Raw genomic sequence first — 18,902 nt, 5'->3', positions numbered from 1 at the left:
GGCGGTCTCCAACGCCCCGCCTTTCCATCGGCCGGCGTCACGCTTCGTCGATCACTGCGCTCCCCAACACCCTCTGGCACACGATCAAGGGCCCTCTGTCCACGAGGCGACGGAGTTCGCGCTGCCCCTGTGCCGATTACATTTCAGCTGATAGGTTTTGGCGCCACGTCACCAGAGAGGCTGATCCATGTACGGCAACTCGATCGACTCCGGGCACCTGACGTTCCCGCCGGACTTCGTCCTCGGCGCCGCGACCGCCGCTTATCAGATCGAGGGTGGCGCAAGGGAGGGCGGACGAGGGCCGTCCATCTGGGACACCTTCAGCCACACCCCGGGGAAGACCGCCCACGGTGCGACTGGTGATGTCGCCGCGGACCACTACCACCACGTCGAGTCCGATCTCGACCTGATGGCCTCCCTCAACCTCGACGCCTACCGGTTCTCCATCTCCTGGCCGCGGGTGATGCCCACGGGCGAGGGCGCGGTCAACCCGGAGGGACTGGCGTTCTACTCGCGGCTCGTCGACGGCCTGCTCGCACGCGGGATCAAGCCGATCGTGACGCTCAACCACTGGGATCTCCCCCAAGCGCTGGAGGATCGCTACGGCGGCTGGCGGGGGCGCGAGACCGCGTTCGCCTTCGAGAGGTACGCGCAGATCGTGGGCGCGGCCCTCGGAGACCGGGTCGCCATCTGGTCGACGCACAACGAGCCGTGGAACAACTCGTTCGCCGGGTACGGCAGCGGGGTGTTCGCACCCGGCGTGAAGAGTCACGCGGATGCGCTGAAGGCCGCGCACCATCTGAATCTTTCGCACGGGCTCGCGGTTGCAGCACTCCGGCGCACCGTGACGAACCCCGACGCTCGGATTTCCGTCGTGCTGAACATCTTCCGTATCGAAGCCGAGACCCCGGAGGACGCCGAGGCCGCACGCCGTTTCGATGCCGTGGCCAACCGCGTGTTCACGGGGCCGATGCTCCGCGGGGATTACCCCGCCGATCTCCTTGACGACACCCGTACCTTCACCGACTGGAGCTTCGTACTCCCGGGCGACCTGGAGATCTGCCATCAGCCGATCGACCTGCTCGGGGTCAACTACTACGAGGTCATGCATGTACGCCTGAAGCAGGACTTCGATCCCGCAACCGAAGCCACTGGCGGCACGCCTTTCCCGGGCTCGGAGCGCATCGAGTTCGTTCGCCGCGACGATCTGGGGCGAACGGCGATGGATTGGGGAATCGAGCCACGAGGGCTGGAAGACCACCTGGTCGCCCTGTCGAAGGAGTTTCCCGACCTTCCCGTCATGGTGATGGAGAACGGCGCGGCGTTCGCGGACGGGGTCAGCGAATCCAACGGTCAGCGTGCGGTCTTCGATCACGACCGGACGCAGTTTCTCATCGATCACGTGACGGCGACTCATCGGGCTCGGGAGAGAGGCGCGAACGTCGTCGGGTATCTGGTGTGGTCGCTGCTCGACAACTTCGAATGGGCCGAGGGCTACGGCCCCCGATTCGGCATCGTCCGCGTCGACTACGACACCCAGGAGCGCATTCCGAAGCTGAGCGCGCACTGGTTCGCCCAGCTCTGCGCAACGAAGGTCATCCCGGTCCTCGCCCATCAGTGAGATGACCGGGCCGGGCTCGTTGGACCCTGCTCAACACCGGGCCTGAAGAAGGGCCGTATGGCGACGCTTCACCCCCAGGTCATCCATCACCCATGAATGCGAGGCGCGATTCGATGAGAATGCACCGCACCATTGCGGCGCTCGCCACCGCCACCATAGGACTCGCGACTGCCGTCATCCCGGTCGCCGATGCCGTAGCCGACTCAGGCGCCACCCTCCGCGAACTCGCCGCGGACGAGGGAATCCTCATGGGTTCCGGGGCGATCAACCCCAACTACCTCGACGAACCCCGGTTCCGCGAGGTCCTCGCGGAACAGTTCAACAGCCTGTCGCCCGAGAACGAGCTCAAGTGGAACTTCGTCCAACCCGAGAAAGGCGATTTCAAGTTCGCGGGCCTTGACCGGCTCGTGGACTTCGCGGAAGACAACGACATGGTGGTCAAGGGTCACGGCCTCATCTCAGGCTGCTGCAACCCTGACTACGTGACCGAGACCACCGACCCGGATGAGCTCCGCGCGGTCATGAGAACCCACTTCGACACGATCATGGATCGTTACGCAGGAAAAATGGACCGGTGGGACGTCGTGACCGAGCCGTTCTCGAACTTCGGCGGAACCGGCCTGGTGCAGAACCACTTCTACGACGTCCTCGGCGCGGACTACATCGCGGAAACGTTCCGCATCGCGCACGCCGCCGATCCCGAGGCGAAGCTGTTCATCAACGAGTCGTTGGTGGAGTTCTATCCGGCGAAGCGCCAGGAGCTCTACGACCTCGTTGCCGGCCTGGTCGCCGACGGTGTGCCCATCCACGGGGTGGGTTTCGAGATGCACGAGACGCAGGCGGGGCCCGAGCCGGGGGTCATCACCGAGATGGCGAACTCCTACCAGGCACTCGGACTCGACGTCGCCATCACCGAACTCGACGTGCACACCTACGACGTCGAGCAGCAGACGCAGATCTACGGCGACGTCGTCGCCGAGGCGCTGGCCGCCGGAATCCGGGACATCAGCTTCTGGGGCTTCACCGACAAACACGCCTTCACCTGGCTGCCGGGCGCGAAGCCGCTCATGTTCGACGAGGACTACAACCCCAAGCCAGCCTACTTCGCCACCCGGGACGCCCTGCGGAGCTTCGTCGCCGGCACCTCGGCTCCGGGCGCCGGCACCCTCACGAACACCAGTGGATGGACGCACGGCCTCCACGACGGCAATTACAGCGTCGTGATGAACCTCTGGCACGGAACCCCGGGCAGCTTCTACCGCCTGTACGAGAACGACACGCTCATCTCCGCGCGGGTGCCCGACACGGTCAGCGGCACTTCTCAGTCGGTCGAGACCGAGTTCACGGACAAGCCCAACGGAACCTATGAGTATCGGGCCGAACTGATCAACTCGAACGGCACCACCGCCACCACCACGACGACCGTCACGGTCACAGATGCGGTGCCGGGCAAGCCTGTGGTCAGCCACGACAACTGGGACAAGGACGGCACCTTCACCGCCACGGCGAACATGTGGTGGGGCACGAACGCCACCTCCTACACCTTCCTGCTCGACGGTGCGGTCGTCGGCAAGGGGCCGTTGACCGCCAACACGCCGAACGCCCAGTCCCCTCAGGTGACCCTGTCAGGAGTGGCGACGGGCACCCACAGCCTGAAGGTGGTCCTCACCAACGCGGGGGGCTCGACCGAGTCCGACCCGATACACGTCACCGTCAACTGACACAGAAGCTGTTCCTGCCGGTGGCAGAAGAGCAAGCGCCCGGGGTGATCACACTCCGGGCGCTCTCTCGTTCGACCGAAACGCCGCGGGGTCGGCCTGCAGGCCGATGTCGGCCGCCCGGTACCGGCCTGGTGGCCGAGGACGGGCGGCGCGCTGCGGCGGGATCGTCGACAGCATGCAGATCCCCACTGTTCTCCGCCTCACCCTGGCGGCGCTCGCCGGGCTGTGCTTCGTCCTGTGCGCCCTCGTCACGACGGAGGCGGCCCGATGAGCTCGTACACCCCCTCGTCCTGGCAGGAGCACCGTCCCGTGACCACCGCATCCCTCGCCGACCGGGCCACCACCGTGGCCGCGCGCGCCACGGATCTGTCGAAGATCTACGGACAGGGTGAGACCCAGGTGGTCGCCCTGGACCAGGTCTCCGTCGACTTCCGGCAGGCCGAGTTCACCGCGATCATGGGCCCCTCCGGCTCCGGCAAGTCGACCCTGATGCACTGCGTGGCCGGCCTCGACACGTTCTCCTCCGGGTCCGTGCGCATCGGCGAGACCGAGCTGGGCTCCCTGAAGGACAAGCAGCTGACCAAGCTGCGCCGGGACAAGATCGGCTTCATCTTCCAGGCGTTCAACCTGCTGCCGACCCTGACCGCGTTGGAGAACATCACCCTCCCGATGGACATCGCGGGCCGCAAGCCGGACCAGCAGTGGCTGGACTCCGTCATCCGGATGGTCGGCCTGGCGGACCGGCTCGGCCACCGGCCCTCCCAGCTCTCCGGCGGCCAGCAGCAGCGCGTCGCCGTGGCCCGCGCGCTGGCCTCCCGGCCCGAGATCGTCTTCGGCGACGAGCCCACCGGAAACCTCGACTCGCGGTCCGGCGCCGAGGTGCTGGGTTTCTTGCGCGACTCCGTACGGGAGTTGGGCCAGACGGTGGTGATGGTGACCCACGACCCGGTGGCGGCGTCGTACGCGGACCGGGTGGTGTTCCTCGCGGACGGACGGATCGTCGACGAGATGTACCGGCCGACGGCGGACAACGTGCTCGACTTCATGCTGCGTTTTTCTGGGGGCGGTAACACCAGCGGCTCCGCCGCGCGGCCCCAGACCCCCGAGTTCGACGCGAAGGGCCGCACCAGCTGATGTTCCGTACCGCCCTGCGCAACGTGCTCGCGCACAAGGCCCGGCTCCTGATGACCGTCCTCGCCGTGATGCTCGGCGTCGCGTTCGTCTCCGGCACCCTGGTCTTCACCAACACCATCTCCGACGCGTACCAGAAGAGTTCCGCCAAGGGCTTCGGCCAGGTCGACGTCGCCATACAGCCGAAGTACCGGAGCGACGCAGCGGGCCGGCGGCCCGAGCTGACCCGGGCGGTGCTCCACGACAGCGCCCGGGTGCCCGGGGCCGGGCAGGCCATCGGGGTCGTCAGCGGCTTCACCGCCCTCGCCGGCAAGGACGGCAAGCCTGCCGGCAGCGGCTTCGAGTCACGGGGCGCGAACTACTGGGGCGCCAAGGACGCCCGGTACCCGCTGGTCGGCGGGCACGCCCCGAAGGGCCGGGGCGAGGTCCTCATCGACTCCAAGACGGCCGAGCGCACCGGCTACAAGGTCGGCGACACCGTACGGCTGTCCGTCGACGGCCCCGTACTGACCCCGACGATCAGCGGCATCTTCACCACCGACGACGGCAACGTCGCCGCCGGCGGCAGCCTCACCCTCTTCGACACGGCGACCGCGCAGAAGCTGCTCGCCAAGCCGGGCACCTACGACCAGATCGACGTCACGGCGAAGCCGGGCGTCAGCCAGGCCGCGCTCAAGGCGGAGCTCGACAAGGCGCTTCCGAGGGACCTCGTCGAGACCACCACTGGTCAGGAGCTCGCCAGGCAGGAGGCGGCGCAGATCGCCCAGTCGATGGACGGCCTGAAGAACGTACTGCTGGGCTTCGCCGCGATCGCGCTGTTCGTCGGCACGTTCATCATCGCCAACACCTTCACCATGCTGGTCGCCCAGCGCACCAAGGAGCTGGCGCTGCTGCGCGCGGTCGGCGCCTCACGCCGGCAGGTGACGCGGTCGGTGCTCATCGAGGCATTCGTGGTGGGTGCGGTCGCCGCCGTCACCGGTCTGCTCGCGGGCGTCGGCATCGGCGCCGGACTGCGCTTGCTGATGGGCTCGTTCGGCGAGACCATCCCCGACGGGCCGCTCGTCGTCTCCCCCGGCACTGTCGTCACCGCCCTCGCGGTCGGCATCCTGGTGACCATGCTGGCGGCGTGGCTGCCGGGCCGTAGGGCCGCGAAGATCCCGCCGGTGGCGGCGATGAGCAGCATCCACGCGCAGGCAAGCGCCAAGTCGCTGATGCTGCGCAACACGCTGGGCGCGCTGCTCTCGGCGGTGGGCGTCGCGATCGTCCTGGCCGCCACGACGATGGACGACGACAGCGGGCAGGCCCCGATGGGGCTGGGCGCCGTCCTGCTGCTCATCGGCGTCTTCATCCTCACCCCGCTGCTGTCCCGCCCGCTGATCGCCGCCGCGGCACCGGCCCTGCGCGGCTTCGGCATCGCAGGCAAGCTCGCCCGGGAGAACGCGGCGCGCAACCCGCGCCGCACGGCCGCCACCGCCGCGGCGCTGATGATCGGGCTCGCCCTCATCACCGGCATGACGGTGATGGCGAACAGCCTGCAGCAGGGCATCGACAAGATGGCGGCGTCCGCGATCCGCGCCGACTACACGGTGTCCATGGCGAACGGCAACCTGCTGTCGCCGCAGGTCGAGAAGAAGCTGGCCCGCACCGACGGGGTCACCGCCACCAGCCCGATGGTCAGCGCGTTCGCCCAGATCCGCGGCGTGAGCGAGCCCCTGACCGGTGTCAACGGCGCCGCGCTCGGGGACGTGACCGACCTCAAGGTCCAGGATGGCTCCCTCAAGGTCGGCGGCACGCGGGTCGTCGTCGACCAGGAGACCGCCAAGTGCCGTGGCTGGCAGTCCGGTTCGAGCTTCACGGCCACCTACGAGGACGGCAAGGAGCAGAAGCTGACGGTCGCCGGGGTCTACGAGGGCAACAGTGTGCTCAACGGCATCATGATCGACACCGCGACCCTCGCCCCGCACGAGCCGGACCCGGCCGTCATGAAGGTGATGGTGAAGACCGCCGACGGCACGTCCGACGCGACGAAGGACCGGTTGGTGAAGGCCCTCGGCACCAACCCGGCGATCAAGATCCAGGACAAGCAGGACATCTCGAACGAGAGCGCACAGACGTTCACGCTGGTCCTGAACATGGTCTACGGCCTGCTGGCCATGGCGGTGATCGTGGCGGTCCTCGGCGTGGTCAACACCCTCGCCATGTCGGTCTTCGAACGCTCTCAGGAGATCGGCATGCTCCGGGCGATCGGCCTGGACCGCCAGGGCACCAAGCGGATGGTCCGCCTGGAGTCCCTGGTGATCTCCCTCCTCGGCGGAGTGCTCGGCATCGGGCTCGGTGTGTTCTTCGGCTGGGCGGCCGGGGAGCTGCTGAGCGCGAAGATGGCGACGTACGAACTGGTCCTGCCCTGGGGCCGGATGGCGGTCTTCCTGCTGCTGGCGGCGACGGTCGGCGTCCTGGCCGCGCTGTGGCCGGCCCGGCGGGCGGCGCGGCTGAACATGTTGCAGGCGATCAAGGCGGAGTAGCGACGCTCGCTGTAGGGCCCCGTCCCCGTTCTCCAGGGAACAGGGACGGGCCCTTGGCGTGTCTGGAGATCTTCTACCGTTACGGCAATGCGGTTGCCGGAGTTCGGCGGCCCACAAACCGTTTCGCTCCGATCCGCGGTGTCAACGGCAGCGCGGTGACGGGCTGCCGAACAAGCCGAGCATCGGCATCGGAAACAATTTTCGCAAGGGACGGCGGCTGCTCGTCATCGTTTGCCAGTCTCGGTCCGTCGCAGCGGATTCCGGCGCGGCGCACAGACCGAGCTACTGGAGAACACCCCCCATGTCCCACGCAGTCAAGGGCAGAAGACCGTCCCGCCTCGCCAAGGCCGTGATCGTCGCGGGCAGCGCCGCCGCGCTGACCGTCGGCCTGTCGAGCAGTGCCTTCGCCGCGGCCCCGGCCGCCCTGCCGTACCAGGCCTCCGCCTTCCAGGACAAGTACCAGCCGCTCTTCGACTACGACAGCGACGGCTGCTTCCCCTCGTCGGCCGTCGGCCCCGACGGGCAGCTCAACGGCGGCCTGAACCCGTCCGGGAACCCCGGCGGGGACTGCCGGTACGTCGGCAGCGCCAACACCTACGTCCGGACCGCGTGCGACCCCAACTGGTGCGCGTACGTGTACGCCCTGTACTTCGAGAAGGACCAGGGCCGCTTCTCCGGGCACCGCCACGACTGGGAGGCCGTCGTGGTCTGGCAGGCGCGCGGCGCGGAGGAGCCCTCCTACGTGTCCGCCTCCGCGCACGGCCAGTACGACACCAAGCCGTTCAACCGGATCGAGCGCTCCGGCAACCGCGCCAAGATCGTCTACCACCGGGACGAGCCGGGTACGCACGCCTTCCGCTTCGCGAAGTCGGGCGAAGCCCCTGAGGTCGTCAAGGACTGGGACCGGCCGAACCTGGTCGCCATGGACCGGCTGAGGAACACCAACGGCAAGGCCTTCGACGCGCTGTGGAACGCCACCTGGGGCAGCGCCAACTTCCCCCTCCAGGACCGGGACGCCCGCTTCGAGACCACGCTCAACCGGGCCAAGCCGTCCCAGATCCGCTCGTTCACTCCTCACCGCGGCCTCTGAGCGAACCCAGCGCAGGCAGCCGGCCCGCCCGGCCGGTCGCGGTCATCCGGGCGACGCCGCGTCGCCGCAGATCCGGCGGTATGGAGCGTCCGGCACGTAGGTGTGCCACTGAGTCCGGGCCAGGCCGGTGCTTCCCGTGCGGGCGCACACCTCGGTGACCGCCCGCTCGGGATCGACGACGTACCGCTGCAGCGGGACGTGCGGGCTGCCCGCGTAGAGGGTCGTGCCGTCGGGGGCGAAGGCCAGGGAGTCGATGCTCTCGCCGGGCGTGGTGAGCGGACCACCGAGGGGTTGCCGGGTGGCGACATCCCACGGCTGGACGCTGCCCGCGTCGCCGCCGACTGCCAGGGTGCGGCCGTCAGGGCTGAGGGCGAGTGCGCTGACGGCTTCCGCGGCCTCGCCGAGCGGGGCGGGGAACACGTTCCGCAGCACACCGGCGCGGTGGCGCGGATTGCCGTCCCACAGCGCGACCCGGCCGGTCTGGTCGCCGGCCGCGAGCAGGGAGCCGTCGGGAGCGAAGGCCAGGGCACCGACCTCGTCGCCCTGGACGAGGTCGTGTCCCCGACCCGTCCCGACGGCAGGCGCGCGACGCGACCGTCGCCGAGGAGCAACCGCCCGTCGGGGCGGACCGCCAGGCTGCTGGCCAGGCCGGTGAGCACCGCCGTCCTGCGTTGGTGGTCGGTGTCCCACACCTCGTCGCTCAGCTTGCCGACGGGCGGGACGCGGGCGGCGTACAGGGTGCCGCCGCCGGGTCCGAGAGTGATGGATACGACCGCTGGGCCTGCCAGGTCCAGCGTGCTCCGGGTGCGGTCCCGGTGCAGGTCCCAGACCGTGAACCGCCGGGCGTCGGCGTCCCGACCGGGCGCGGAGACGCCGTACGCGAACACCCTGCCGTCGGAGCTGAACGCCATCAGGGGCACGGTGTCCCCCGGTGCGACCGGCGCGGAGGGGTCGCGGGAGACAGGGACGGGCACCGGCGGCAGGGTGTGCAGCGGGTGGCCGTCACCGGTGGCGCGCAGCTGGAACAGGTAGCGGGTGCCGGACCGCTCGGCGTTGGCGTAGGTCCGGCCGTCGGGGCTCAGCCGCACGTCGTCCAGGAGACGGTCGCGCCATGCGGAGGTGACGGCCGCGGCGAGGTCGAGGGCGTGGACGGTGCCGCCTTCGAGGTAGCGCAGGACGGGGCGGTCGGGGTCCCAGGCCGGGGCGCCGTACAGGTGCTGGTTGTCCAGGGAGTGCCGGAACACGGGGGCGCCGGGGGGCGTGAGCCGCCAGACGCGTATCTCCTGGCCGTCGGCCGTCGCCAGGAAGCTCCCGTCCCCGCTGAAGGAGGCGGACCGCACGCCCCGGCCGTCGAGTCCGGCCACCTGGCGGCCCGACCGGGTGTCCCAGACGCGAGCCCCGGTGCCGGTGACGGCGGCGAACCGGCTCCCGCTGCCGTCGAACACCAGCTGTGAGCCATCGTCGGCGCAGCTGTCGTGGGCCTGTTCCCAGGCGCCGGGCAGGGTGCGGCGGCGGGCGGTGTCCCAGAGCTGCGGTGCGCGCCCGGAGCGGCAGACCGCGGCCAGTCGGCCGTCGGCGCTCGGGGCCGCCTCTGCCGCATCGGGGCGATCGTGCCTCTCCCGACGTCGGGCGATCAGGATGCCGGCCGGAGGGTGAGCCCGCCGACCGGCACGCCGCCGTTTCAGGAGGAGGAGATCGAACGCGTCCGGCAGGGCCTGTTCCTCACCTGCTCCTCCTCGGCTGAGGCGCCTTGCCCGGGATGGGTTACCGTCCGCTCCGGTTGACCTGATCCAGGTAGGTCACCACCTTGCGCCTTGTCTCCGGGCTCTCCAGGCCGCCGCCGTGGCCGACCTGGTCGGTTCGCACCTGAACGGCCTTGTGCCCGAACTGGCGTGCCACGCTGTTGGCCCAGGCGATGGGGGTGGCCGGGTCGAGCGTGTTGCTCAGCAGCATGGTGGGGTGGGCGCTACGCGACGCGACCGGCTTACCGGAGCCCTTGGCGGGCCGGGGGCCGGCGAGGCAGATCGACGTGTAGTTGTTGCTGTTCGTCGAGAATCCGAGGACGGGGGCCGCCTTGCGGGTGGCCTTCAGGTCGCGTCGAGCCTGGTCGACGTTCTTGACGGACAGGTCGAAGTCGGGGCAGACGATCGGATCCGTGTAGGGGAAGGTCTTCGGCATCTGGTCCTGGCCCGTTTCCTCGTCGCCGGGCATAGGGTTCTTGCCCTCCGACAGCTTCTTGAGGCCGTCGGCGGCGTCCTTGAAGCTGTGCGGGGCCGTGAGCTCGAAGTACCGGGTGACCGCCACGGACGACCAGGGCGTCGTCATCAGCGAGCCGGGGATGTGCCCCGCGTCGGCCTTCTTCTGTGCCTTCCTGAACACGGATGCCACGTCCTTGCCGTGGAGCGCGCAGGCCGCCTCGTCGGCACACCAGTTGCGGAACCGGTCGAAGATCGCCTCGATGCCGCGGGCCGCGCTGGTGACGAACTGCCGCCGCGACTGCGCGGGGTTCATCACGCCTTCGAGGACGGAGCCGTTGACGTGGTCTCCGTACAGGCCGAGGTAGCGTTCCGCGGTCAGCGTGCCGTACGAGAACCCGTAGAGGTTGATCTTGTCCAGGTGCATGGCTTTGCGGAGGGCTTCGGCGTCCCTGGCGTTGCTGTAGGCGTCCAGGTGGTTCTTCAGGCCAACGGGGGTGGTGGCGCACGTCGACCAGAACGAGCGCTGGTTCTTCTTCAGCGCACGGAACTTCCCCGGGTCCGTCGGGGGGACGTAGGGAATCTTGAGGATCTTGTCGGTCGCGCAGTTCAGCGGGCCGCTTTGACCCACGCCGCGCGGGTCGAGCGCGATCAGGTCGTAGCCGGGCAGGTGCCTGCGCAGAGAGGCGAAGGCGATGTCACCCGTCTGGCCAGGACCTGCCGGGAAGTTGAGGATGGTTCCCTTGCTCTTCGACGGCCCGGCTGCCTTGAAGCGGTAGGCCCGCAGCGTCACGGTGCCTGACTGCGGCTCGGCCCAGTCGACGGGAACCCTGATATTGCCGCACTGGACCCCCTTCTGGACCGGCATGTCAGGACGGTCGCACGGGCCCCAGGAGATGGCCTCGGCTGCTGGTTTCTCCGGCCCCGGCCGTGCGGTCACGGCTCCGGGGAGGCAGCCGGCGCACACGGCGGCCGCGAGGACGGTCAGGGCGACGGACTTGCGGGTCACGGCCCGCGTCCCCGCGCTCATCGGGCCACCGCCACGCTGACGACGGCGCACAGAACGAAACACAGCCCGGCGAGTGTCGCCAGGGAGAAGTCGAGAACGGTGAGGATCTGCATGCCCCCGACGATCCCGCCCCGCCCGCCCCTCCCGCCTCGGCCCCCGAGCCGATTCCCCGCACCGCCCATCGGCCGACAGGCCGAGCTGTCACGCTTCGCTCTTCGGCCTCCCGAGCACTCGGCGGCGGCTGCGATGTCAGGACGACAGCAGAACGCCGAGCACGGCAAGCAGAGCGCACACCGTGAGATTGGCCTTCCTGTGGTGCAGGAAGATCGCGGCGAACTCCCGGATCGTCGCGCTGGGCCAGAAGTAGGCGGCGGTGGGTGAGCCGATGACATGGCCGTCGAGGCCGGTGCGCCGAGCCGTGAGGGCGGCGCGGAAGACGTGGAAGTTGTTCGTCACGATGACGCACCGGTGGTCCGGCTTGCGTGCCTGCATGATCGCCTTGCTGAAGCACAGGTTCTCCTCGGTGGTGCGTGAGCGGTCCTCGCGTACGACGTGGGCCCCGGGGACGCCGTGCGCGATGAGGTGGGCGGCCATCGCGTGGGCTTCGGGCAGGTCCTCGTCGGGGCCCTGCCCGCCGGAGGTGATCAGCAGCGGGGGAACACCCCGCGCGGCCTGCCGCTCGTACACCGCACGCGCCCGGTCCAGCCTGCTCGCCAACAGCGGCGGCACCCGGGACCCGCCGATCAGGCCGGAGCCGAGGACGACGACGAAGTCCACGTCCTGATCGACTCTCATCCGCGTGTAGAGGAAGGCGTAGACGAGGAAGGAGAGGAAGAGGTACGAGACGTACGCCGCCACCGGGAGTGCCGCGCCCGCGATCCGCCAGACCAGCCGGGAGTCGGTGTCGGCGGCGGTCAGAGTGAGGGCGACGCAGCCGAGGATGCCCAGCCCTGCCAGTCCCGAGAGCAGGTTGGCGGGACGTCGGCCTTCCTTGCGGACCATCTTCACGCCGTTGGCGATGAGGAGGAAGGCGAGGACGAACACACCGAGGGCGAGCAGCAGGACGGTCACGGTCATCACCGCGACGAGCGGCGCGGGCGCGCTGCCGGTGGCGATCCGGGCGAGCAGCGCCAGGGTCAGCAGCACGAGAGCCAGGCCGAGCAGCACGGCGTTGCCGAAGCGGCGGGGGTCGCGCCGTACCCGGGCGAGGTAGACCAGGAAGGTCAACCCGGCGGCGATCGCGAAGAGGAAAGGCACCATGTCTCAACTTCGGTGAGGTGTGGGTTGGTTGACGGGCCACCAGTGGTACCGGTGCCCCGGCGGTGGGCGGTCACTCGCCGCGCGGGCCCGAGCGGACCGTGACCGACTTCAACAGGGGGCGGCTGAGGGCGCTCGCCGCCAGCAGTCCCGCGACGCCGAGGCCGAAGCACGCGGCGAGCAGGGCGACGCCCCCGAGGTCGAGGGAGGAGGAGCCGCCGAGGACGGTGAGCGGGGCGGCGGTGAAGAGGCCGGTGAGGACGGCACCGCCCGCCAGTACGGCCACGGGGATGAGGGTCTCCCGGCGGCGGGCCTCGTCCAGGATCCGCAGCGGGGTGCCGGCCAGCCGGAGCAGGCCGTAGGTGCGGCGGCGGTCCAGGACGGAGGAGGCCGCGGTGATCCCCGCGGAGGCGATCGCGGTCACGAAGGTGACGCCGAGGACGACGCGGGTGGCGGTTGCGAAGTCCCGCGCGAACAGCTTGCCGGACCAGTCGACGTCGGCGCCGGTGACCGGGTACTGGCCGGGCACGAGGGACGTCAGCGCGGTGCGGGCGCGGTCCAGGCTCTTGGTGTCGCCGAGCACCGTGACCGTGACCTGGACGCTGTTCTCGCCGCCGACGGCGACCCAGTCGGTGTCGCTGCCCACGGTGGCGTCGACCCGGGCGTCCTTGAGGCGCTCTCGCGCCTCGTGCTGGACCGCGGTCACCTTGCTCTTGGGTACGGCCACGGCGAGCGTGTCCGGGCTTCCCCAGGGGGACCCGGCGGCGACGCCGAAGAGGGCGAAGAACCCGGCCACGAATCCGGCGAGAGTGAGCCCGGAGACCGTACGCCACGCGCTCTTGGGGTCGTCCAGCATGCGGCGCCCGGCGAGCAGGGTCGCGGGGGTCGTGGCCCGGGCGCTGACGATGCGGCCCAGGATGCCGACCACCCACGGGCCGATCACGGACAGCGCGAGGAAGACGACGGCGAAGAACACCAGGATGCCGTCGACCTCGTCCTTCCTCTCCTCGGTGAACCACGCGTAGCCGACGATCACCGCGACGAAGACCAGCGCCCGCAGCACGCTCATCCGGGGCGCCTGCGAGCGACGCGCCACGCCCAGCGGCCCGACCACGACCTGACGCAGCCCGGCGAGCGCGCTGACGACCACCATGGCGACGACACCGGCGAGTACGGCGAGCAGAACCGGCAGTCCGACCCACAGGTCGCCGACGTACCAGGTGCCGCCCGCCACGGGCACCTGGGCGGCGGCCGGCAGCAGCAGCGCGTATCCGACGGCACCCAGCAACGCGCCCGCCGCGCCGGTGAGGGCGGCCTCGGCGGCGGTCATCCCGGCGATACGGCCGGGGGTGGCGCCGATCAGCCGCAGAGCGGCGAGGCGCTGGTCGCGGCGGGAGACCGACAGGCGCGCGGAGGAGGCGCCCAGGACCAGCAGCGGGATCACGACGAGGATGGTGGCGATCTTGGCGAGGGCCACGTACTGGCCGCCGATGCCGTAAGTCACGGGTCGTCCGGTGAAGTCGGCGATCCGGGTGGGGGTGATGGTGTCGCCGGGGCGGCGCGGGTCGTCCGCGCGCGGGGTGGTGACGGCGGCGGCGGTGGGTTTGTGTCCGACGACGGCGACCAGTTCGCCGGGGCGGGCGAGCGCCTCGCGGCCCAGTGTGCCGGCCGGGGTGCCGGGCACGGGGTGCCGGTCGGCGGGAAGGCGGTGGAGCAGGTCGGCGAGAGCGGGCGAGACCCACGTCTCGCCCGGCTGGGGGAAACGGGGCATGCCGGGCGGGGCCGGGGCCTGCCTGCCCGGCAGTTGTGCGAGATCGACGACAGTGACGGGGGTGCCGCCGCTGAAGGTGGTGCCGACCGCCTCGACGGCGACCGGGGCCGAGGAGCGTACGGGGTTGCGCCAGTCGATGCGGTCGGCGCGCTGCTGGAAACCGAGGTTGGTGGCGACGCAGAGGAGCAGGAGGGCGGTGCTGATGGCGGCCGCCGCGACGGCCAGGCCGGTGGCGAGCAGCCCGGTGCGGCCGCCGGCGCGGGTCAGGCGCCAGGTCAGGGTCCAGGTGGTGCGGTCCAGTGCCCTCATCGAGCTGCGTGCCCTGGTCGGACTCAGTGCCCTCATCGCTTGTACCTCGCGTCCGCGTCACCGCACGGCTGTCCGGCCGTGCGCCAGACGGCGAGGCCCGCCGCCTCGGCGGCGTGGGCGGTCACGTCGCCGACCGCGGCCTCCTCGTACATCCGGCGGTTCTCGGTCAGACGGCCGTCGCGGACCCGGACGGTGCGGTCGCAGTAGCCCGCGACGTTCGCGTCGTGCGTGACCACGACGAGCGCCGCACCCTGACTGCGGGTGATCTCGGCCAGCATGCCGATGACCTCCATGCCCGTGGACTGGTCCAGCGCGCCCGTCGGCTCGTCGGCGAAGATCACCTGCGGGCCGCCGACCAGCGCCCGTGCGATGGCCACGCGCTGTGCCTGCCCGCCGGACAGCTGCCCCGGCCGCCGGTCCTCCTTGCCCGCCAGGCCCAGCGGCGCGAACCACTCCCGCGCCTTCGCGACCGCCTGGCGGCGCGGCATGCCGCCCAGCATCAACGGCAGGGCCACGTTTTCGTCCGCGGGCAGCTCCGGCAGCAGCTGGCCGGACTGGAAGACGAAGCCGAAACGGGTGCGGCGCAGCTCACTGCGCTCCGGCTCGCCCAACTGGTCCACGCGCTCCCCGGCCAGCAGCACCTGTCCCTCGTCAGGGCGTTCGATGCCGGCGAGGCAGTGCAGCAGGGTGGACTTCCCCGAACCGGACGGGCCCATGATCGCCAGTGACTCGCCCGCCGGGACAGACACGTCGACACCGGCCAGGGCGCGCGTCAGGCCGTAGGACTTGGTCAGACCGATTCCCGCCAGGACGGGAGCAGCGTGCCGGCGACCGTACCGTAGGAGTTCATCGGGCCGCCTCCGTGGTGACGAGGGCGCACAGGACGAAGCACAGCCCGGCGAGCGCCGCCAGGGCCAAGTCGAGAACGGTGAGGATCTGCATGCCGTCGACGATCCCGCCGCACCACCGGTCTCGTCCTCGGCCGCCGGGCCGGTAGCGGGCCGCCGGCATCGGCCCGCAGGCCGACCCGCGCATCGGCCGTCCATCCGTACCCTTTCCGGCGTGGAACCCGATACTCCGCTCTCCCCGGCAATCCGGCACGCCATCACGGTCTCGCTCTGCGGGGGCCTGGCCCTGGTGTGGCTGCTCGACGTGACGGCCTACTACGACCCGCAGCACCGGTGGTCGAGCTGGCTGCCCCTTGTCGCCGGCCCGCTTGCCGCCGCCACGCTGCTCTTCCCCAGCCACCGGCCGAGTCCCGAATGGCGTGCCGGCGCCGCCGCGCTGGCCTCCCTGGCCCTGACCGCGGGCCTGTGGGCGTATGCCCCGCTCTCCAGCGGTACGTGGGGCCTGCTGGAAACGGTCGCCCTGCTCGCGTTGCTCACCCGGACCGCACGCCGGGTGCAGCGGCCGGCCACCGCCGTGGCGCTGTCGGCGGCGCTGGGCGCCGCGGTGATCGTCCAGCCGGTTCGCGGGGGCCCGGCACGTGAGTTCCTCGAATTCTCCTTCTTCCTGACCTTCGCCGTCGGCGGGGCCGTCGGCCTGGCCTGCTACCTGCGTCTGCTGGACGCCCGCCGGGCCCGGGCCATGGACGCCGTACGCCACAACGAACGCCTGGAACTCGCCCGCGACCTGCACGACTTCGTCGCCCACCACGTCACCGGCATCATCGTCCACGCCAATGCCGCACTGATGATCCAGGAGAGCTCGCCGGAACAGGTCAAACCCCTGCTGGAAGGCATCTCACGAGCCGGCGGGGAGACCCTGGACTCCATGCGCCGCCTGGTGCGGGTGCTGCGCGAGGAGGACCACGAGGCCGCGCGCCCGGGCGAGCTGCTGACCGAGCTGGACCGCCTGGTCGGCGCGTTCGCCGGACACGGCACCGAGGCGAGGCTGGACGTCGGGGACGCGGTGCGCGGGGTCCGGCTGGCACCGGAGGTGGAGACCTCCGTCCACCGCGTGGTGCAGGAGGCGCTGACGAACGTACGTCGCCACGCCCCGGGTGCCGACGTGGCCGTCCGCCTCGACCTCCACCAGCAGGGCGACCGCCACCGGCTGCGGGTGGAGGTGCGCAACACGACACCGACGGCCCGCGCCACCGCCCCGGCAGGCGGCCGGGGCGGCTTCGGCCTGGTGGGCCTGCGCGAACGCGTCGAAGCCGTGGAAGGCTCTCTTACCAGCGGCCGGACAGCGGACGGCGGCTGGAGCGTGAGCGCCGCCTTCCCGGTCCTTTCGACTGTGGAAGGATCACCCGCATGAACGGCTCCGACGCTACGAACGGGGCGGGCGGTGCCCGCACACGCGTGCTGATCGCGGACGACCAGGAGATGGTCCGCACCGGCTTCCGGCTGATCCTGGGCACCCAGCCCGACCTGGAGGTCATCGGCGAGGCGGCCGACGGCGCCGAGTGCGTCGAGCTCGCCCGCCGGCTGCGCCCCGACGTGTGCCTCGTCGACATCCGCATGCCCAAGCTGGACGGCCTGGAAGTCACCCGCGCCCTGGCCGGACCGGGCGTCACCGACCCGATGCGCGTCGTCGTCGTGACCACCTTCGACCAGGACGACTACGCCTACACCGCCCTGCGCAACGGAGCCTGTGGCTTCTTGTTGAAGGACGCCGGATCCACCCTCCTGATCGAGGCCGTACGGTCCGCCGCCCGCGGGGACGCCCTGGTCTCCCCCGCCGTCACCGTCCGCCTCCTCAAGCACCTCGCCGGACAACAGCCCGCGCCGACCACCCCGCATCCGCTCTCCGAGCGGGAAACGGACGTCGTGCGCCTGCTCGCGGTGGGCCGCACCAACCAGGAGATCTGCGACGAGCTCTACCTGTCCCTGGGCACCGTCAAGACCCACCTGGCCAACATCAAGGACAAGCTGAACGTCCGCAACCGCGTCGAGATCGCCGCCTGGGCCTGGGACACCGGCCTCGTACGCGACCGCCAGGCACCGCCCGCCTGACCGTTCCCGGTCGGCCTGCGGGCCGACCCCGGGCAGCCGTCTTCGGCCCGCGGGCCGAAGCGTCAGGGCCGCGCGGCGAGCCAGTCTCCTCAGGAAGCGTCACTGAAGCGAGCGCCTCCCGAGGAGAAGATCATGAAGTACGTCGTCGTGTCGCTGACCGCCGCCACCGCCGTGGCCCTCGGCGGCCTGGCCGTGGCCGTACCCCGACTGCTGAGCACCGAGTCGACCAGCACCGTCGACGCCACGTCCACCGTGTCGCGAACGGAGGTCGAGAAGCAGGTCCGCGAGCACTACGCCCTGCCACTGGTGCAGGAGAAGCCGCGGGCAGTCAGCTGCGCCGGAGGTCTGAAGGCACAGCAACGTGCCACGGTCGACTGCACGGTGACATCCAAGGACGGAAAGAAGCAGAACATCGCGGTGGCCGTCACCAAGGTCGAGGGCAACGAAGTCTCGTACGACTACGTGGTGCTGGGCGACTAGGTTGCTCCGCCTGGCACTTCAGGCCGAAGCCCCGGGCGGCCGGGCCGACCTCGAGCGCGCCGGTGAACGTGCCGAGCAGGCCGAGCAGCGTGTCGAGGTCCGGACGGTCGCCGTCCACCCGTGCGGTCGGTGTCCTTCGCGAGCAGCTCGTCGAGGATGGCCGCGCCGTACGCGAGGTCGGCGAGCGCGGCGTGGCGGATACGCACTCACAGCCACTGTGCGCCGGAGCCGCCCCTTCGAACCGTGGTTCTGCGACCATGCCCCGGGGGCCTCCGAGCCGTGCACCACCAGCAGACGAAGAACCTGCTAGTCACTCTCCGGCGCAGCACCTTTCGGAAGTCAGCATCAGGTCAGCAAGAGTCCTGCCACAGCCACCCGCAGACAGCCACACCGTGGAATCGCCAACCGCACCGGCCTGAGCCAGCCGGCTTTCCGACCTCCGGCCAGCAACGCTCGCGCGTTTCCGCAGGTCAGCGCACTCTTCCCCGTGGTTTCAACGGCACCGGCGGCAGTTCCGGTGCGGGCAGTGGAGCCCCGTCGTACCCCTTCACCTCCCCGAACCGGGAGCCTTCCATCCAGTCCCGCCGCGCCTGCTCGATCTCCTCCTGCGAGCGTCCGATCCAGTTCCAGAACATAGCGAATCCCGCGCGCTTCAGCGCCGGTCAGCAGCGTTCCGGACCGCTGACGGTTAGCAAACTGTCAGCATCGGTCCTGGAGGAGTCTGCCACCGTGAGTTCCAATGCCTTGGTTCGTGGGATGGGGTCGTTTTTCAAGGAGTGTGAGCATCCGCGGTCGCGGTGGTCGAAGTGTCCTCATCCGTACAAGGTCCGGTATCGGTC

General features: G+C 70.4%; 13 protein-coding genes and 3 pseudogenes. 8 read left to right on the top strand and 8 right to left on the bottom strand.

Annotation, left to right across the window (positions count from 1 at the left end):
* Positions 1 to 187: 187 nt before the first annotated feature.
* The 5 genes from ABZ386_RS19485 to ABZ386_RS19465 all read left to right on the top strand — a co-directional run bounded on the left by ABZ386_RS19485 (position 188) and on the right by ABZ386_RS19465 (position 8,085).
* Positions 188 to 1,621: a GH1 family beta-glucosidase gene (locus ABZ386_RS19485; RefSeq protein ID WP_358965310.1), complete on the top strand. Its 1,434-nt coding sequence runs from the start codon at positions 188 to 190 to the stop codon at positions 1,619 to 1,621.
* 119 nt (positions 1,622 to 1,740) lie between these two features.
* Complete coding sequence (locus ABZ386_RS19480) at positions 1,741 to 3,342, top strand: endo-1,4-beta-xylanase (protein WP_358965309.1); 1,602 nt, start codon at positions 1,741 to 1,743, stop codon at positions 3,340 to 3,342.
* 309 nt (positions 3,343 to 3,651) lie between these two features.
* Positions 3,652 to 4,476 carry an ABC transporter ATP-binding protein gene (locus ABZ386_RS19475; RefSeq protein ID WP_358965308.1) on the top strand — a complete coding sequence of 275 codons (825 nt, stop codon included), beginning with the start codon at positions 3,652 to 3,654 and terminating at the stop codon, positions 4,474 to 4,476.
* The gene (locus tag ABZ386_RS19470) at positions 4,476 to 6,995 is read left to right on the top strand and encodes an FtsX-like permease family protein (protein WP_358965306.1); all 2,520 of its coding nucleotides are present in this window, start codon (positions 4,476 to 4,478) and stop codon (positions 6,993 to 6,995) included. The genes ABZ386_RS19475 and ABZ386_RS19470 overlap by 1 nt, the downstream gene beginning before the upstream one ends.
* A gap of 301 nt (positions 6,996 to 7,296) precedes the next feature.
* On the top strand, positions 7,297 to 8,085 hold the full coding sequence (locus ABZ386_RS19465; RefSeq protein WP_351333062.1) for an NPP1 family protein: 789 nt from the start codon (positions 7,297 to 7,299) through the stop codon (positions 8,083 to 8,085).
* A gap of 42 nt (positions 8,086 to 8,127) precedes the next feature.
* Here the strand turns inward: ABZ386_RS19465 and ABZ386_RS19460 are convergent, their stop codons facing one another.
* The 7 genes and pseudogenes from ABZ386_RS19460 to ABZ386_RS19430 all read right to left on the bottom strand — a co-directional run bounded on the left by ABZ386_RS19460 (position 8,128) and on the right by ABZ386_RS19430 (position 15,661).
* Positions 8,128 to 8,517 carry a hypothetical protein gene (locus ABZ386_RS19460; RefSeq protein ID WP_358965525.1) on the bottom strand — a complete coding sequence of 130 codons (390 nt, stop codon included), beginning with the start codon at positions 8,515 to 8,517 and terminating at the stop codon, positions 8,128 to 8,130.
* 69 nt (positions 8,518 to 8,586) lie between these two features.
* Positions 8,587 to 8,775: pseudogene (locus tag ABZ386_RS19455) on the bottom strand (hypothetical protein); the annotation flags it as partial.
* Positions 8,776 to 9,849: 1,074 nt separating this feature from the next.
* Positions 9,850 to 11,310 (bottom strand): alpha/beta fold hydrolase, encoded by a 1,461-nt coding sequence (locus ABZ386_RS19450; protein WP_358965305.1) that lies wholly within the window; start codon positions 11,308 to 11,310, stop codon positions 9,850 to 9,852.
* 228 nt (positions 11,311 to 11,538) lie between these two features.
* The gene (locus ABZ386_RS19445; RefSeq protein ID WP_358965303.1) at positions 11,539 to 12,549 is read right to left on the bottom strand and encodes a YdcF family protein; all 1,011 of its coding nucleotides are present in this window, start codon (positions 12,547 to 12,549) and stop codon (positions 11,539 to 11,541) included.
* Positions 12,550 to 12,619: 70 nt separating this feature from the next.
* The gene (locus ABZ386_RS19440; RefSeq protein WP_358965301.1) at positions 12,620 to 14,662 is read right to left on the bottom strand and encodes an FtsX-like permease family protein; all 2,043 of its coding nucleotides are present in this window, start codon (positions 14,660 to 14,662) and stop codon (positions 12,620 to 12,622) included.
* A 128-nt stretch (positions 14,663 to 14,790) separates the two neighbouring features.
* Positions 14,791 to 15,435, bottom strand: a pseudogene (locus ABZ386_RS19435) (ABC transporter ATP-binding protein); the annotation flags it as partial.
* Positions 15,436 to 15,472: 37 nt separating this feature from the next.
* Positions 15,473 to 15,661, bottom strand: coding sequence for a hypothetical protein (locus ABZ386_RS19430; protein ID WP_356620130.1), 189 nt, complete (start codon positions 15,659 to 15,661; stop codon positions 15,473 to 15,475).
* Positions 15,662 to 15,688: 27 nt separating this feature from the next.
* Between ABZ386_RS19430 and ABZ386_RS19425 the strand changes: the two genes are divergently transcribed.
* From ABZ386_RS19425 to ABZ386_RS19415, 3 genes are all read left to right on the top strand, one after another.
* Positions 15,689 to 16,885, top strand: coding sequence for a histidine kinase (locus ABZ386_RS19425; protein WP_356504879.1), 1,197 nt, complete (start codon positions 15,689 to 15,691; stop codon positions 16,883 to 16,885).
* Positions 16,882 to 17,583, top strand: a complete 702-nt coding sequence (locus tag ABZ386_RS19420) for a response regulator transcription factor (RefSeq protein ID WP_355719957.1) — start codon at positions 16,882 to 16,884, stop codon at positions 17,581 to 17,583. The genes ABZ386_RS19425 and ABZ386_RS19420 overlap by 4 nt, the downstream gene beginning before the upstream one ends.
* Positions 17,584 to 17,715: 132 nt before the next feature.
* A complete protein-coding gene (locus ABZ386_RS19415; RefSeq protein ID WP_356620134.1) occupies positions 17,716 to 18,063 on the top strand; it encodes a DUF4333 domain-containing protein in 348 nt (115 codons plus the stop codon).
* 470 nt (positions 18,064 to 18,533) lie between these two features.
* Here ABZ386_RS19415 and ABZ386_RS19410 read toward each other — a convergent pair.
* Positions 18,534 to 18,698, bottom strand: a pseudogene (locus tag ABZ386_RS19410) (pirin family protein); the annotation flags it as partial.
* Between the last annotated feature and the right edge of the window lie 204 nt (positions 18,699 to 18,902).

Origin of the sequence: Streptomyces sp. NPDC006140, from assembly GCF_040628815.1 — a bacterium.
Lineage (GTDB): Bacteria > Actinomycetota > Actinomycetes > Streptomycetales > Streptomycetaceae > Streptomyces.
Note: the sequence above shows the minus strand (reverse complement) of the source record. Positions and strands in the feature narration are given on the sequence as shown.

Excerpts from the sequence above, each read along its gene's own strand:
- ABZ386_RS19485 (WP_358965310.1), top strand. The coding sequence starts at position 188 with ATGTACGGCAACTCGATCGACTCCGGGCACCTGACGTTCCCGCCGGAC.
- ABZ386_RS19480 (WP_358965309.1), top strand. The coding sequence starts at position 1,741 with ATGCACCGCACCATTGCGGCGCTCGCCACCGCCACCATAGGACTCGCG.
- ABZ386_RS19470 (WP_358965306.1), top strand. The coding sequence starts at position 4,476 with ATGTTCCGTACCGCCCTGCGCAACGTGCTCGCGCACAAGGCCCGGCTC.
- ABZ386_RS19465 (WP_351333062.1), top strand. The coding sequence starts at position 7,297 with ATGTCCCACGCAGTCAAGGGCAGAAGACCGTCCCGCCTCGCCAAGGCC.
- ABZ386_RS19450 (WP_358965305.1), bottom strand. The coding sequence starts at position 11,310 with ATGAGCGCGGGGACGCGGGCCGTGACCCGCAAGTCCGTCGCCCTGACC.
- ABZ386_RS19445 (WP_358965303.1), bottom strand. The coding sequence starts at position 12,549 with ATGGTGCCTTTCCTCTTCGCGATCGCCGCCGGGTTGACCTTCCTGGTC.
- ABZ386_RS19440 (WP_358965301.1), bottom strand. The coding sequence starts at position 14,662 with ATGAGGGCACTGAGTCCGACCAGGGCACGCAGCTCGATGAGGGCACTG.
- ABZ386_RS19430 (WP_356620130.1), bottom strand. The coding sequence starts at position 15,661 with ATGCGCGGGTCGGCCTGCGGGCCGATGCCGGCGGCCCGCTACCGGCCC.
- ABZ386_RS19420 (WP_355719957.1), top strand. The coding sequence starts at position 16,882 with ATGAACGGCTCCGACGCTACGAACGGGGCGGGCGGTGCCCGCACACGC.
- ABZ386_RS19415 (WP_356620134.1), top strand. The coding sequence starts at position 17,716 with ATGAAGTACGTCGTCGTGTCGCTGACCGCCGCCACCGCCGTGGCCCTC.